Annotated in this window: 12 protein-coding genes; 6 read left to right on the forward strand and 6 right to left on the reverse strand. The window is 72.8% G+C overall.

What is annotated here, in order from left to right:
• Positions 1-27 precede the first annotated feature (27 nt).
• Complete coding sequence (locus tag AOK11_RS29295) at positions 28-1,791, forward strand: hypothetical protein (protein ID WP_079035153.1); 1,764 nt, start codon at positions 28-30, stop codon at positions 1,789-1,791.
• Between the two features lie 63 nt (positions 1,792-1,854).
• On the opposite strand, the gene AOK11_RS29300 is transcribed toward AOK11_RS29295, so the two are convergent.
• A complete protein-coding gene (locus AOK11_RS29300; RefSeq protein ID WP_055596737.1) occupies positions 1,855-3,354 on the reverse strand; it encodes an SCO1417 family PLP biosynthesis transcription factor in 1,500 nt (499 codons plus the stop codon).
• A gap of 98 nt (positions 3,355-3,452) precedes the next feature.
• Between AOK11_RS29300 and yczE the strand changes: the two genes are divergently transcribed.
• The 4 genes from yczE to AOK11_RS29320 all read left to right on the forward strand — a co-directional run bounded on the left by yczE (position 3,453) and on the right by AOK11_RS29320 (position 6,920).
• Positions 3,453-4,118 (forward strand): membrane protein YczE, encoded by a 666-nt coding sequence (yczE, locus tag AOK11_RS29305; protein WP_055596738.1) that lies wholly within the window; start codon positions 3,453-3,455, stop codon positions 4,116-4,118.
• Complete coding sequence (locus AOK11_RS29310) at positions 4,115-4,882, forward strand: glycerophosphodiester phosphodiesterase family protein (protein ID WP_055596739.1); 768 nt, start codon at positions 4,115-4,117, stop codon at positions 4,880-4,882. The genes yczE and AOK11_RS29310 overlap by 4 nt, the downstream gene beginning before the upstream one ends.
• A gap of 47 nt (positions 4,883-4,929) precedes the next feature.
• Positions 4,930-6,279: an MFS transporter gene (locus AOK11_RS29315; protein WP_055596740.1), complete on the forward strand. Its 1,350-nt coding sequence runs from the start codon at positions 4,930-4,932 to the stop codon at positions 6,277-6,279.
• Positions 6,280-6,545: 266 nt separating this feature from the next.
• Positions 6,546-6,920, forward strand: coding sequence for an RNA polymerase-binding protein RbpA (locus tag AOK11_RS29320; RefSeq protein WP_003977404.1), 375 nt, complete (start codon positions 6,546-6,548; stop codon positions 6,918-6,920).
• A gap of 85 nt (positions 6,921-7,005) precedes the next feature.
• On the opposite strand, the gene fxsA is transcribed toward AOK11_RS29320, so the two are convergent.
• The 4 genes from fxsA to AOK11_RS29340 all read right to left on the reverse strand — a co-directional run bounded on the left by fxsA (position 7,006) and on the right by AOK11_RS29340 (position 11,309).
• Complete coding sequence (fxsA, locus tag AOK11_RS29325; RefSeq protein ID WP_055596741.1) at positions 7,006-7,587, reverse strand: FxsA family membrane protein; 582 nt, start codon at positions 7,585-7,587, stop codon at positions 7,006-7,008.
• A 106-nt stretch (positions 7,588-7,693) separates the two neighbouring features.
• Positions 7,694-8,590: a polyprenol monophosphomannose synthase gene (locus AOK11_RS29330; RefSeq protein ID WP_055596742.1), complete on the reverse strand. Its 897-nt coding sequence runs from the start codon at positions 8,588-8,590 to the stop codon at positions 7,694-7,696.
• Between the two features lie 534 nt (positions 8,591-9,124).
• Entirely contained in the window at positions 9,125-10,756 is a 1,632-nt protein-coding gene (locus tag AOK11_RS29335; RefSeq protein WP_055596743.1) for an amidohydrolase, read from the reverse strand.
• A 112-nt stretch (positions 10,757-10,868) separates the two neighbouring features.
• Positions 10,869-11,309: an Lrp/AsnC family transcriptional regulator gene (locus AOK11_RS29340; RefSeq protein WP_042173992.1), complete on the reverse strand. Its 441-nt coding sequence runs from the start codon at positions 11,307-11,309 to the stop codon at positions 10,869-10,871.
• Positions 11,310-11,573: 264 nt separating this feature from the next.
• On the opposite strand from AOK11_RS29340, the gene AOK11_RS29345 reads away from it, so the two are divergent.
• A complete protein-coding gene (locus tag AOK11_RS29345) occupies positions 11,574-12,008 on the forward strand; it encodes a hypothetical protein (protein ID WP_055596744.1) in 435 nt (144 codons plus the stop codon).
• Between the two features lie 515 nt (positions 12,009-12,523).
• Here AOK11_RS29345 and AOK11_RS29350 read toward each other — a convergent pair.
• Positions 12,524-13,699: an acyl-CoA dehydrogenase family protein gene (locus tag AOK11_RS29350; protein WP_055596745.1), complete on the reverse strand. Its 1,176-nt coding sequence runs from the start codon at positions 13,697-13,699 to the stop codon at positions 12,524-12,526.
• Positions 13,700-14,044: the final 345 nt, after the last annotated feature.

Raw genomic sequence — 14,044 nt, forward strand, 5'->3', positions numbered from 1 at the left:
CCCGTATCCCATGCCCTGGAGGCAGCAGTGGCCCGGCGTCCCCTCCCCCGCATCCTGAGCAACCGCGGCGCCCACCTCGCCCGGAGCCGGGAGCTGGCCCGGACGGCGGCCGACAGCGCCACCGACATCCTCCACCCACTGATCACGATCGTGCGCGGACTGCGCCGACTGGCCTCGGCCGGACGGCGCAGGGTGGCCGACACCCCCAAGGACCGGCGCGGCGCGCTGCTCTTCCTGGTGGCGTCGGTGCTCCTGGTCGTGCTGCTGCTCCCGTACGGTCCGCTGCTCGCCGCCGTCGCCCTGATGGCGGCAGCGGCCTGGCAGGGCCGGGACCGCGCCCCGGCCGGGACCGAGGGCCCCGACGAGTCGCAGGCCCAGCGCCTGAAGTCGCTGTACGACGCCCTGGTGCCGTACTTCTCCTCGGCCGGTGACCCCGACCCCCTCTACACCCACGGCGGCTCGTGGGAGAAGGCCTTCCCTGCGTACGAGTTCGACGGGACGGGCCGCATCACGCACCTGGTGGTCGTCTACCCCGCGTACTACACCGACGGCGAGGCGGAGTCCCGCGCGCGGATCGAGCATCTGCTCGCCGCCAAGTCGGGGCGCGGCCGCGAATACCACTTCGCCTGGGACGAGGAGGGCAACCAGCTCACGGTCCAGGTCCTCGCACCGCTGCCCGCCGACATCGCCGCCCAGCGTTTCGTCACGTCTCCCGGTGAGACGGTCCTCGGTTTCACCGACCCCACGCAGGTGCACCGGACCCTGCCGCTCGCCCACGGCGAGGAGCAGCGCGACGTTCCCCCTGTCGTCTGGCGCACCGGCATCCGCTCCACCGCGCCTCATCTGCTGGCGGCCGGGCAGCCCGGCAGCGGCACTTCCACCCTGCTGCGCTCCGTCGCCCTCCAGGCGCTGCGCCACGGCGACGTGGTGATCGTCGACGGTGGCGGAACCGGTGAGTACGCGTGCCTGACCGGCCGGGACGGCGTGCTCGCCGTCGAGTGCGACCTGGCGGGAGTGCTGGAGAGTCTCCAGTGGGCCGCACGCGAGACGGAGCGCCGCCTGATCGCCGCCAACCGCGCCCACCAGGCGGGCGATCCGCCGCCCGAGGACACCAAGCGGCCGCTGTGGATCCTGCTGGACCGCCCGAGCGCGTTCACGCACCTCGCGGCCGCCGACGGCCGGGAGGACCCCCAGTCGCTGCTCCAGATCCCGCTGCGGCACGGCCGCCCGGCGAACGTCACGGTCGTCGTCGCCGATCAGCTCGACAGCCTGGAGACCCTCAGCGACGCGGTACGGCAGCACACGCGCGCGCGTGTGCTGCTCGGACCCGCGACTCCGGAGCAGGTGACGGCCGTCCTGGGCGCTCCCCCGCACACCACGCCCCTCGATCACGTCCCCGCGGGTCGCGGCTACGCCCGCCTGGGCACGGGCCCGGTGCACCGCCTCCAGGTCCCGGCCACACCCAACCCGTACGACGACACGACCGGCGCCGACCACCGGAAGGCGGTGCTGGACCTGCTCCCGGCCCGCTCCGCTCAGGGCGACGCACGGACGGAGCCGACGCGGACGGAGCCGGAGCGGACGGCCCCGGAATCCGGCCCCGTGCGCAGAACTCCGGCGGACGCGACGTGCACGGACAAGCACTCCCTGGAGAAGAAGCCCGTGGACCCGGCCACCACGGACAGGGCCGTCACAGAGCCGTATGCGGCGGACACGACGGACACGACGGACACGGACAAGGCTCCTCTGGAGCCGGTTCCCGCGGAGGCGGCCGCCGCCGAACCCTCCTGAGGGCCCGGTCCACACCGGTGGGCACACCCGCGCCGCCCCCGGGCGCAGGCACCGCTGCGTCCGCTACGCCACGAAGATGCGCGGTGCCTCCGCCCCCGACGTCCCGCCGTTCTCGACCATCCGTGCCGCCGCGGCCAGCCGTACCGCGGCCTCCTCGGCCACCGCCCCGCCCACGGTGAAGGGCAGCCGCACATATCCCTCGAACGCTCCGTCGACCCCGAAGCGGGGCCCCGACGGTGCCCGTACTCCGACGCGTTCTCCGGCCTCGGCGATCCGCGATCCCGAGAGCCCCCCGGTGCGCACCCACAGGGTGAGTCCGCCCCGCGGAACCTCGAACTGCCAGTCGGGCAGCTCCCGGCGCACCGCGCCGACCAGCGCGTCCCGGTTCTCCCTGGCCTGTGCGCGCCGGAGCTCCACGGCCCGCTCCCAGCCGTCCGTGCCGAACAGCCAGTTCACCGCCAGCTGCTCCAGAACGGGCGTGCCCAGATCGGCGTACGCGCGCGCGGCGACGAGGCTGCGGATCATCTCGGGGGCCGCGCGCACCCAGCCGATGCGCAGGCCGGCCCAGAAGGCCTTGCTCGCCGAGCCGACCGTGATCACCGTGGACCCGGCCGGGTCGAAGGCGCACACGGGGCGCGGCATCTCCACGTCCGGGTCGAGCCAGAGCTCGCTCATCGTCTCGTCGGCGACCAGCACCGTGCCCGCCGAGCGCGCCGCCTCCACGAGCCGGCGGCGCTGCTCCTCGTCGGCCAGCGCGCCGGTCGGGTTGTGGAAGTCCGCGACGACGTACGCGATGCGCGGTGCCGCCTCGCGGAGCACCTGGCGCCAGCGGTCCATGTCCCAGCCGGCCAGCCCTTCCGCCATGGCCACGGGGACCAGCCGGGCCCCGGCCTCCCGCATCAGCTGGAGGATGTTGGCGTAGGACGGCGACTCGACGGCGATGCGCTCGCCCCGTCCGCCGAAGAGGTGACAGATGGCGTCGATGGCGCCCATCGCCCCGGTCGTCACCATGATCTGCTCGGGCATGGTCGGGATGCCCCGCGCGGTGTACCGGTCGGCGATCGTCGCGCGCAGCGCGGGCAGTCCGGCCGGGTAGTCGCCGTGGGTGTGCGCGTAGGGCGGCAGTTCCTCCAGCGCGCCCTGCACGGCGCGGGTGAGCCAGGGTTCGGGCGCGGGCAGCGCGGCGCAGCCGAGGTCGATCATCGAACCGAGGGCCTCGGGGGGCAGCGGTTCCAGCCCCCGCGCGGGGACCGGGTTTCCGGCCGGGACGGCGGTCCAGCTGCCGGCACCGCGCCGCGACTCCAGGAAACCCTCTCCTCGCAGCGCCTCGTAGGCGGCCGCCACGGTGGTGCGGCTGACGGACAGGGCCAGGGCCAGTTCCCGCTCGGCGGGCAGCCTGGCGGCCACGGGGACGCGCCCTTCGAGCACCAGGAGCCGGACGCCGTCGGCGAGAGCCCGGTAGGCGGGCGGGCGGCGGGTGCCGGGGCCGGCCGGGCGGTCCTGCTGGGAGTTGAGCAGCCGGGCGAGCTGCGCCGCACCCACCGCTGAGGTCCACTGCGCCATTACAATCAGTCCACCTTCCCCGAATTGGCCATGGATGAGATCCCCATCCACGCCACAGGGTGTCACGCATCGGTCCACTTCCACCACAGGGGGACACCTTGTCCAGCCACCCACCCCGGCACGGGCATCTCGCACGGCGGCTGTTCCAGCTGTACGCCGGGCTGGCGTTGTACGGCGCGAGCTCGGCGCTGCTGGTCAGGTCCGGGCTCGGCCTGGAACCATGGAACGTGCTGCACCAGGGCCTGTCCGAGCGCACGGGCCTGTCGATGGGCGTGGTGCTGACCGTCCTGGGTGCGGCCGTGCTGCTGCTCTGGATCCCGCTGCGCCAGCGCCCGGGGCTGGGAACGGTCTCCAACGTCCTGCTGATCGGCGCGGCCATGGACGCGACCCTGATGGTGGTGCCCGAGGCGCACGGCACGGTCCTGCGCGTGGTGGCGACGACGGCCGGCATCGTGCTGAACGGCGCGGCGACGGGGCTGTACATCGCGGCGCGCTTCGGGCCGGGGCCGCGCGACGGGCTGATGACGGGGCTTCACCGGCGCACAGGGGTGTCGATCCGGCTGGTGCGCACGGTGATCGAAGTCACGGTGGTCGCCACGGGCTTCGTCCTCGGGGGCACGGTGGGCGTGGCGACCCTGCTGTACGCGGTGACGATCGGCCCGATCGCCCAGTTGTTCCTCCGGCTGTTCGCAGTCCCCCCGGCATCCGACGGCCTCGCGGTCGTTGCCGCGGGTCAACCGCGCGGGGTGATACTGCGTCCGTGACACCACCGATACGCCACCCCTACCTCGACCATCCCGGCCCGATCGCCTTCGCCCACCGCGGCGGGGCCGCGGACGGCCTGGAGAACACCGCGCGCCAGTTCCGGTGCGCCGTCGAGGCGGGCTACCGCTACATCGAGACCGACGTCCATGCCACCCGCGACGGCCGGCTCGTCGCGTTCCACGACGCGACCCTGGACCGGGTGACGGACGGAGCGGGCCTGATCGCCGACCTGCCGTGGCGGGACGTGGAGCAGGCGCGTGTGGCGGGCCGGGAGCCGGTGCCCCTGTTCGAGGAACTGCTCGCCGTCTTCCCCGGGGTGCGGTGGAACGTCGACGTCAAGGCCGAGCCGGCCCTCCTGCCCTTCCTGGAGCTGATCGAGCGAACGGACGCCTGGGACCGGGTCTGTCTCGGCTCGTTCTCCGAGGCCCGCGTGGTGCGTGCCCAGCGGCTGGCCGGGCCCCGGCTCGCGACGTCGTACGGCACCAGGGGGGTGCTGAACCTCCGGCTGCGGTCGTGGGGGGTACCGGTGACGGTGCGCCGGTCGGCCGTCGCCGCCCAGGTGCCGGAGGCCCAGTCCGGCGTCCCGGTGGTGGACCGCCGCTTCGTGCGCACCGCCCATGCGCGCGGGCTCCAGGTGCACGTGTGGACGGTCAACGAGCCCGAGCGGATGCACCGGCTCCTGGACCTGGGTGTGGATGGCATCATGACCGATCACATCGACACACTGCGCAAGGTCATGGAGGACCGCGGGATCTGGGTCTGACACCCCGCCCGGCCACCGAGCGCGTTCACGGGGAAGCGAGGGCACGGGTGGGCAACGACACCGTGCGGTCATCTGCGGCAGACGAGGCGGCCGGCCGGCGGTACGAGCAGCGCGGCTGGTACGTCTACGACTGGGCGTGCTCCGTGTACTCCACGAGCGTGCTCACCGTGTTCCTCGGCCCCTACCTGACCTCGGTCGCCGAGGCCGCCGCGGACACGGACGGGTTCGTGCATCCGTTCGGCATTCCGGTGCGTGCGGGGTCCTTCTTCGCGTACGCGGTCTCCCTGTCGGTGATCCTGGCCGTGCTCGTGATGCCGCTGGTGGGCGCCGCCGCCGACCGCACCGGCCGCAAGAAGCCGTTGCTCGCGGCCGCCGCCTACACCGGGGCCGCCGCGACGGCGTGCATGTTCCTCCTCGACGGCGAGCGCTATCTGCTGGGCGGCGTGCTGCTGGTCGTGGCGAACGCGGCGCAGTCCGTGGCGATGATGCTCTACAACTCCTACCTGCCGCAGATCGCGACGCCCCAGGAGCGGGACACGGTCTCCTCGCGGGGCTGGGCCTTCGGCTACGCGGCGGGCGCCCTGGTCCTCGTCGCCAATCTGATCCTCTACACCGCCCATGACAGCTTCGGGCTCTCCGAGGGCATGGCGGTCCGCATCTGCCTGGCGTCGGCGGGCCTGTGGTGGGGCGCCTTCACCCTGGTGCCGCTGCGACGCCTGCGCGACCGTCGCGCCCCCGCGCGGGAGGCGGGCGCCCCGACCGGCTTCCGGCAGCTCGCGGCGACCCTCCGCGACATGCGCCGTCACCCGCTGACGCTCGCCTTCCTCCTGGCGTACCTGGTCTACAACGACGGCATCCAGACGGTGATCTCGCAGGCCTCGGTCTACGGCTCGAAGGAGCTGGGGCTCGGGCAGTCCACCCTCATCGTGGCCGTGCTGCTGGTCCAGGTGCTGGCGGTGGTGGGTGCGCTGGCGCTGGGCCGGCTGGCACGGATCCACGGGGCGAAGCGGACGATCCTCGGCTCGCTGGTCGCCTGGACGGTGACCCTGGCCGCCGGATACTTCCTGCCCGCCGGGGAGCCGGTGTGGTTCTTCGTCCTGGCCGCGGGGATCGGCCTGGTCCTCGGCGGCAGCCAGGCGCTGTCCCGGTCGCTGTTCTCGCACCTCGTGCCGCCCGGCAAGGAGGCCGAGTACTTCTCGGCGTACGAGTTGAGCGACCGCGGGATGAGCTGGCTCGGGCCGCTGCTGTTCGGGCTGACCTACCAGTTCACGGGGAGCTACCGGGACGCGATCATCTCGCTGGTGGCCTTCTTCGTCCTCGGTTTCGCGCTGCTCGCGCGGGTACCCGTGCGCCGGGCCATCGCCGCCGCGGGGAATCCCGTTCCAGAGAGGATTTAGCACTCGGCACGAAAGGGCGGTAGTGTACGCGTTTGGCCTGCCAGGTGTACCGTTACTGCGCGTCAAAGATGCCGAAACGCTGTGTCATACCTGTCATCAGGTGTGACAAACCGGGCGCCGGTGGGTACTGCACTGGTTGAGAAGGCTGCGGCTACGACGGCGACACATGGCCCGGAACGGGAATCTTTACCGCCGACCGGACGTTGACCGGATGACGACGACAGCGACACCTGTCCTGTGGGCGACAAGCCCGGGAGGCACGATTCATGAGTGAGCGAGCTCTTCGCGGCACGCGCCTCGTGGTGACCAGCTACGAGACGGACCGCGGCATCGACCTGGCCCCGCGCCAGGCCGTGGAGTACGCATGCGAGAAGGGGCACCGCTTCGAGATGCCCTTCTCGGTCGAGGCGGAAATCCCGCCGGAGTGGGAGTGCAAGGTCTGCGGTGCCCAGGCACTCCTGGTTGACGGCGACGGCCCCGAGGAAAAGAAGGCCAAGCCCGCGCGTACGCATTGGGACATGCTGATGGAGCGACGTACCCGAGAGGAACTCGAAGAGGTTCTCGAGGAGCGTCTCGCCGTTCTCCGCTCCGGTGCGATGAACATCGCGGTTCATCCCCGGGACAGCCGAAAGTCGGCTTGATCCCGGCGAAGGATCCGGGCGGGGGAACCCAGCACAGCAGCACAGAGGACCGCGGCTCTCGGTCCTCGGCGGCTCCCGCCGGCTCTCAGCGGGAGAGCGGCGGGCGGGGTCCTTGCGGGAAGTCGTCCGGCGCGGCCCCGGGCTCGTCCCGGATCACCTCGCCCTGGACGACCTTGCCGTCGGGCCGGTGGATACGCGCCTGCTGGAAGGCGTCGCCCAGGGAGCCCCGGGCGGCCTCGCGGAGCTTGTGCTCGAGGGTGCGCTCCGCGTAGCGGCTCACGGCCTTCTGGACCGGGGGCACGAGCAGGAGCAGACCGACCGCGTCGGAGATCAGGCCGGGGATGATCAGCAGCAGTCCGCCCAGCATCATCAGGCCGTTGCCCTCGCTGTTCGGCCGCGGCTCGGTCAGCACGCCGTTCTGCTGCTGTTGCAGCGTTTCGGTGAGGCTCTTGAAGGCGCGCCGGCCGGCCCGCTTGATGACCACCGAGCCGAGAGCCAGACCGGCCAGCAGCACCAGAAGGACCACCAGCCCGTTCGACGCCCCGGCGACGACCGTGAGCAGCCAGATCTCCAGCACCAGCCACGCGGCGACGCCGAGCGGCAGGAAGGTACGCAGCCTGGAGCGTCGGGGCCGGGCGGGGTTCGAGGTCTGAGCGCCAGTCGTCATACTCCCAGTGTGCCGAACGCCGGCTCAGTACGGGATAAGCGGGACCTCCGGAACAGCGGGCCACCCGGGACACGCCGCGCCGGGGGTCCGACCGAACAGGCGGGACCTACGACTTGGCCCGCTCCGTGTGTTCGGACCGCTCCGTAGGGCCGGACCGCTCCGCCTCCGTCGGCCCGGCGGCCCGCTCGCTCGGCTTCGGCTGCCCGGCCCGCTTGTCGTCCTCGCGTCCGAGGACCTTGCCGACCCTCTCCCCCACGCCCCACGCCGTGACCCGCCACAGCGCCTCGACGAGGATGTCGCGGCTCATCTTCGAATCGCCCAGTTCCCGCTCGACGAAGGTGATGGGCACCTCGACGACGTGGTAGCCGGCCCTGACCGCGCGACGGGCGAGGTCGACCTGGAAGCAGTAGCCCTGGGAGGCCACCTCGTCCAGGCCGAGGCCCTCCAGGGTCTCGCGCCGGAACGCGCGGAAGCCGCCGGTGATGTCACGCAGCGGCAGATCGAGCGCCATGCGCGAGTAGAGGCTGCCGCCGCGCGAGATGTACTCACGGGACTTGGGCCAGTTGACCACCCGGCCGCCGGGCACCCAGCGCGAACCGAGCACCAGGTCGGCGCCCTTGAGCGCGGTGAGCAGCCGGGGCAGTTCCTCGGGCTGGTGGGAGCCGTCGGCGTCCATCTCGACCAGTACGCCGTAGCCGTGCTCCGCACCCCAGTGGAAGCCCGCGAGGTAGGCGGCGCCCAGGCCCTCCTTGCCCTTGCGGTGCAGCACCTGGACCTGGTCGTCCTCGGCGGCCAGTTCGTCGGCGAGCGCGCCGGTGCCGTCGGGGCTGTTGTCGTCGGCCACGAGAACGTCCGCCTCGGGAACGGCCTTGCGCACCCGGCCGACGATGGCCTTGATGTTCTCCGCCTCGTTGTAGGTCGGAATGATCACCAAGGCCTTGCCGAGCGGGCCGAAGGTCCTCCCCTGGGCATCCGCCGCGCGGGTCCCGTCGCCGTCGTTCACTGCAGCCCCTTCATCTCCTGTGCAGAGTCCCACCATAGTGGTCACAGCCCCTGCGATGACGTGGAAGGACGTTCGTACGATGCTGTGGATTTCCGAAGGTCTTTCGAGGGTCGGGCAGCAGCGTGCCCTTGCGTGTACGACGGAGGGGGGCCCGGCACCCTTCGGGCCGACCTGGGACCCGCTGGCTGCGAGTCGACCTGAAGCCGTTGTCTACTGAGCGACCGGGCCCCGCCCGGGGTCACACCTTCCCGACCCGCCGGAACGTTCCCTCGGCGTCGCGCCGACGCTGAGCCGGCTCCCAGTGGCGATGGACCGTGCGGCACACCGTCCCTGACCCAGCGGCGCCGCCACGAGTGAGCGGAAGTTCCCGGTCGGGCGTCGGTGTCCCCGGCCGAACCTACCGGCCTCCCGCCGCTGTCTGTCAACAACCGTGCGCCCCCGCGCCACGTGGTTCTCATGCCTGGTCGCCGGGAGGACGCGCAGGTCGCGCGGCGGGGGTACGCCACATGATCGTCGCCGGACGGCCGGCGTGGATCACTCGCCCGGTCGTACGAAGACCGTGCGTCCGCCGACCACCGTGCGCCGGCAGACCGGCAGGTCACCGCCCGGGGTCAGGTCCGGCAGGCCGGGGGTGCCGGAGCGGGGGTCGGTGGACCAGCGTGCCACCCGGTCGTCGGGCGCCTGCACCACGAGAGCGCCGGTGTGCCAGACGGCGTAGTCGGCGGGCGCGCCCGGCACCAGGACGCCCGCGTCGTCGCGTCCGATCGCCCGCCAGCCGCCGCGCGTGTGCGCGGTGAACGCGGCGCGCACGGAGACGCGGTGCTCCGGCGTGCGGTGGAAGGCGGCAGCCCGGACGGTGCCCCACGGGTCGAGAGGGGTGACCGGGCTGTCGGAGCCGAAGGCGAGCGGGACACCGGCGCGCAGCAGGGCCGCGAAGGGGTTCAGGGTGCGGGCCCGCTCCACGCCCAGGCGCCGGGCGTACATACCGTCCTCGCCGCCCCACAGGGCGTCGAAGGCGGGCTGGACGGAGGCGGTCAGGCCCAGTTCGGCGAAGGCGGCGATGGTCGAGGGGGTGAGCATCTCGGCGTGTTCGACGCGGTGCCGGGCGGCGCGGACGCGGTCGAGGCCGACCTTCTCGGCGGCGGCGCGCACTCCCCCGGTCACCGCGGCGACGGCGGCGTCGCCGATGGCGTGGAAGCCCGCCTGGAGGCCCGCCCCGGTGCAGTCGACGACGTGGTCGGCGATCGCGGCGGCGTCGAGGTGGGCGGTGCCGGTGTGGCCGGCGTCGGCGTACGGGGCGTGCAGGCACGCGGTGTACGAGCCGAGGGCGCCGTCGGCGAACAGGTCGCCCGCGGCGCCGACCGCGCCCAGTTCGCGTGCCTTGGCGACGTTCCGCTCGGCCCAGTAGCCGACGACGCGCGGGCCGGGGCCTTCGGCGGCGAGCCGCAGCAGGCCGGTGAAGTCGTCCTCGGAGGAGATCTCCGGGCCGCCGCACTCGTGGACGGTGCCGATGCCGAGCGAGGCGGCGTGCGCCAGCGCGGCGCGCTGGGCCTCGGTGCGCTGGGCGGACGTGACGGCGCCCAGGGCGGCGGCGCGTACGGCGTGATGGGCGTCGCCGGTGAGAGGCCCGTCCTCGCGGGTGAGCTCGCCGGCGTCCTCGCGGGCGAGGAGGTCGAGCAGCGCGGTGCTGACCACCGCGGAGTGGACGTCGATCCGGCTCAGGTACAGGGGGCGCCCGCCGGTGGCCGCGTCGAGTTCGGCACGGGTCGGTGGACGGCCGCCGGGCCAGCGGGCGGCGTCCCAGCCGTGGCCGAGCAGGACCCTGTCGGCCGGCCGGGCGACGGCGAACTCCCGCACCCTGTCCAGTGCGGCCTCCAGGGAGGGCGCCCCGGACAGGTCGAGGCCGGTGAGCGCCAGTCCGGTGGCCGTGGTGTGCACATGAGCGTCGGTGAACGCCGGGGTGACCAGCGCCCCGTCGAGGTCGATCACCTCGTCCACCCCGTCCGCGAAGGAGTCGGCGGCACCCTCGGAACCGACCCAGGCGACCTGGCCGCCCTCGACGACCATCGCGGTGGCGAAGGGGTCGGCGGGGCTGTGGACCTCTCCGCGGCGGAGCAGGACGGTGCGCGGCGGGTCTGTGTGCTGCGGGGCGGTGCGTTCGCTCATGGCCCCCAGTCTCGCCCCTCGGAGGGCCCGGCCCGCACCCAGGGCCGCTGTTCACGCCCTGGATGCGCCCTGCACTCCCGCGCACGCCGACGCTCCCGTGCGGAGGACGGTTTCAGACGCGTGGCGGCCGGGCCTCGTACGGCGTGGACAGGACCACGGTCGTCCGGGTGGAGACACCCGCCAGCGAGCGCACCCGCGCGAGCAGTTCCTCCAGTTGGTGCGGGGTGGCCACGCGCACCTTGAGGATGTAGTTCTCGTCGCCCGCGACGCTGTGGCAGGCCTCGATCTCGGGCACGCCGGCGAGGCGGTCCGCGATGTCGTCGGGGGCGCTGGGGTCGAACGGTTTGACCGAGATGAAGGCGGTCATGGGCAGGCCGACGGCATCCGGGTCGACCACTGCGGCGTAGCCGCGGATGACTCCGCGCTGTTCCAGTCTGCGCACCCGCTGGTGCACGGCCGACGTGGACAGGCCCGTGGCCTTGCCCAGGTCTGTGTAGCTCATCCGCCCGTCCTTGACGAGCAGCTGCACGATCTGTCGGTCCAGCTCCTCCATGGCGCAAGAACCTACAGTGCCGTTGATCCCGTCGGATACCTGAGCCGTCCAGGTCATGGCCGGTTCGTGATGTGCCGGGCGCCGTTCCGTCCCGGGCGGGGGACAAAGCCGTCGCAGGGAGCACTACGGTCGGCATGTGACGAACACCACAGCGTTCGAACGGTCTCCGTGATGTTCTCGTGATTACCCCCCACGGGGGACGGGAAGTGCTTGCTGTGGTCGAGGCCGCAGCGCCTTCACGGCCCAGCCCGAGGGGGAGAACCCATGCAGAGTCTTAAGCGCCCTGGTCGCAGCACGCCCAAGCGGCAGCAGCCGGTCGTCGAACTCGTCCCGGAGTACGTCGATCCCGACACGTTCGACGACGAACTCGACGCGTACGACACCTTCGAGATGTACCGGGTCGTGTGCCCGGACTGCGCGCAGCCGATCGCCCTGCTCGCGGACGAGGAGGTCCTGCCGGAGCACGCGCTGTGCGCCACGCCGTGGAACCCGTTCGGGCTGACGGTCTGCGCCGGTACGGGCCGAAGCGCCGACGACGCCCGGCCGGCGGACGAGTCCGCGACGCCCCAGGAGCAGGACACCGCCCTGCTGCTGACGCTCCCTCAGGGACTCGACTGGCGCACCCAGCCGTTCTCGCACGTCGGAGGTCCGGCCTCGCGTCCGATGAGGGTCCCCGCCATGCGGCGCCACGCGGCCTGAGCCATCCCCGGCCGCCCCGTCCGGAGCCGGGCCGGCCCACGGAAGCGCTCCGGACGCGCCGGGCGCACCCGGCGTACCGGCGCACGCGCGTCACTCCCGCCGGGCGCACCGCGACCGCACTGCGCGGTGCGCCGCCGGGTGCCGGAAGCCGGACCGTCCGGGGCCGGCCGTTCATCCGGTCGGCCGCGAACGCACGCACTATTCGGGCGGTCGGTGACCTGCCCGGCCGCTCCCGCGTTGCCCAGGCATGACGACCCCCACGCGCTCGACGACCGGGCGTCAACGACTTGCCCTCGCCCCGCCGTCCGAACCGCAGCCCGCACCGCATTCCATGGTCCGCACCGCGGTCGCGCCGCTGACCGTACCCGTTGCGCCGCCGCCACCGCCCCAGCTGCCGGATCCGCCGATCTACCGGGACCTGATGCGGGCCTGGGCCGACGAGGGCCGCACCCTGCCCGGACGGCACGACCCGGAGTGGGTCCGGCTCGCGGCGCCCTGGCAGGGGCTCGGTCGGTTCAGCTCGTCTGCGGCCCCGCGAGATGGCGGGCGATGACCATGCGCTGGATCTGGTTCGTTCCCTCGACGATCTGCAGGACCTTGGCCTCGCGCATGTAGCGCTCGGCCGGGAAGTCCGCGGTGTAGCCGTAGCCGCCGAGGATCTGGACGGCGTCGGTGGTGACCCGCATCGCCGTGTCGGTGCAGTGCAGCTTCGCCATGGCCGCCTGCTTGGCGAACGGCCGCCCGGCGTCCCGCAGTCGGGCCGCCGCGAGATACAGCGCGCGCCCGGCCTCGATCTGGGTGGCCATGTCCGCGAGCATGAACCGCAGCCCCTGGAAGTCGGCGATCGGCCGCCCGAACTGCCGTCGCCCGGACGCGTAACCGAGCGCCTCGTCGAGCGCGGCCTGCGCCAGGCCGATCGCGCAGGCCGCGATGCCGAGCCGTCCGCCGTCCAGCGCCGACAGGGCGATGGCGAATCCCTGCCCCTCCTCGCCGATCCGCCGGTCGTCGGAGACCCGTACGCCGTCGAAGTGGACCTGCGCGGTGGGCGAGCCCTTCATGCCCATCTTCTTCTCCGGTACGGCCGCGCTCAGCCCTTCGGCGTCGCCGGGGACCAGGAACGCGGTGATTCCGCGCGGGCCCTCCTCGCCGGTGCGGGCCATGACGGTGTAGAAGTCCGCGATGCCGCCGTGCGTGATCCACGCCTTGGTGCCGGTGAGCGTCCAGTCTCCCCCGCCCTCGCGCACCGCCCTGGTGCGCAGTGAGGCCGCGTCCGACCCGGAGGAGGGCTCGGAGAGGCAGTAGGCGCCGAGCAGGTCCCCGCCGAGCATCACCGGCAGGTACTCGGCCTGCTGCTCCTTGGTTCCGTGGGTGGCGAGCGCGTAGCAGGCGAGGGTGTGCACGCTGACCCCGAGGCCGACGGTCAGGCGGGCCGCGGCAAGCTCCTCGAGGACCTGGAGGTAGACCTCGTACGGCTGGTCCCCGCCGCCGTACGCGGAGTCGTAGGGCAGGCCGAGCAGTCCGGAGCCGGAGAGCAGGGCGAAGGCCTCGCGCGGGAAGCGGGCCGCGTCCTCCTCCTCCGCCGCCTTCGGGGCGATCTCGCGCTGTGCGATGTCTCGGACGAGCGAGATCAGGTCCCGCGCCTCGTCCGTGGGCAGTTGCCGGTCCACCGGCTGCGGGGCGTGGTCGGACATGGCGACGCTCTCCTCCCTGTTCGGGCATGACGGCGGTTCTGCGCCTCGGGTTGGGGGCGGCTCCGCCGGGGTTGTTCCGGCGCCTGGCCAAGGGATCGGCCTCCGGGTCTCGGAGACAGCCGGCCAGCCGCTGTGAGCTGTGAGTATGCCCGATCGAGCAGGGCGCGTCACTTGTTAACGACCGCTTACTCCAAGAATTTTCCGGACACCGGAATTGGTCCGCACCATTGACCGCACTGGTCTAGTCCTCCTACTGTTTCGCTCCATCGAGTCACCGCGTTCACGCCAAACCGCGTTCCTGCCGAACGACTCGCGTTTCCCCTCCCCCACGAGGAGACACACCGG

It is taken from the genome of Streptomyces hirsutus, from assembly GCF_001418415.1.
GTDB classification, from domain to species: domain Bacteria; phylum Actinomycetota; class Actinomycetes; order Streptomycetales; family Streptomycetaceae; genus Streptomyces; species Streptomyces hirsutus.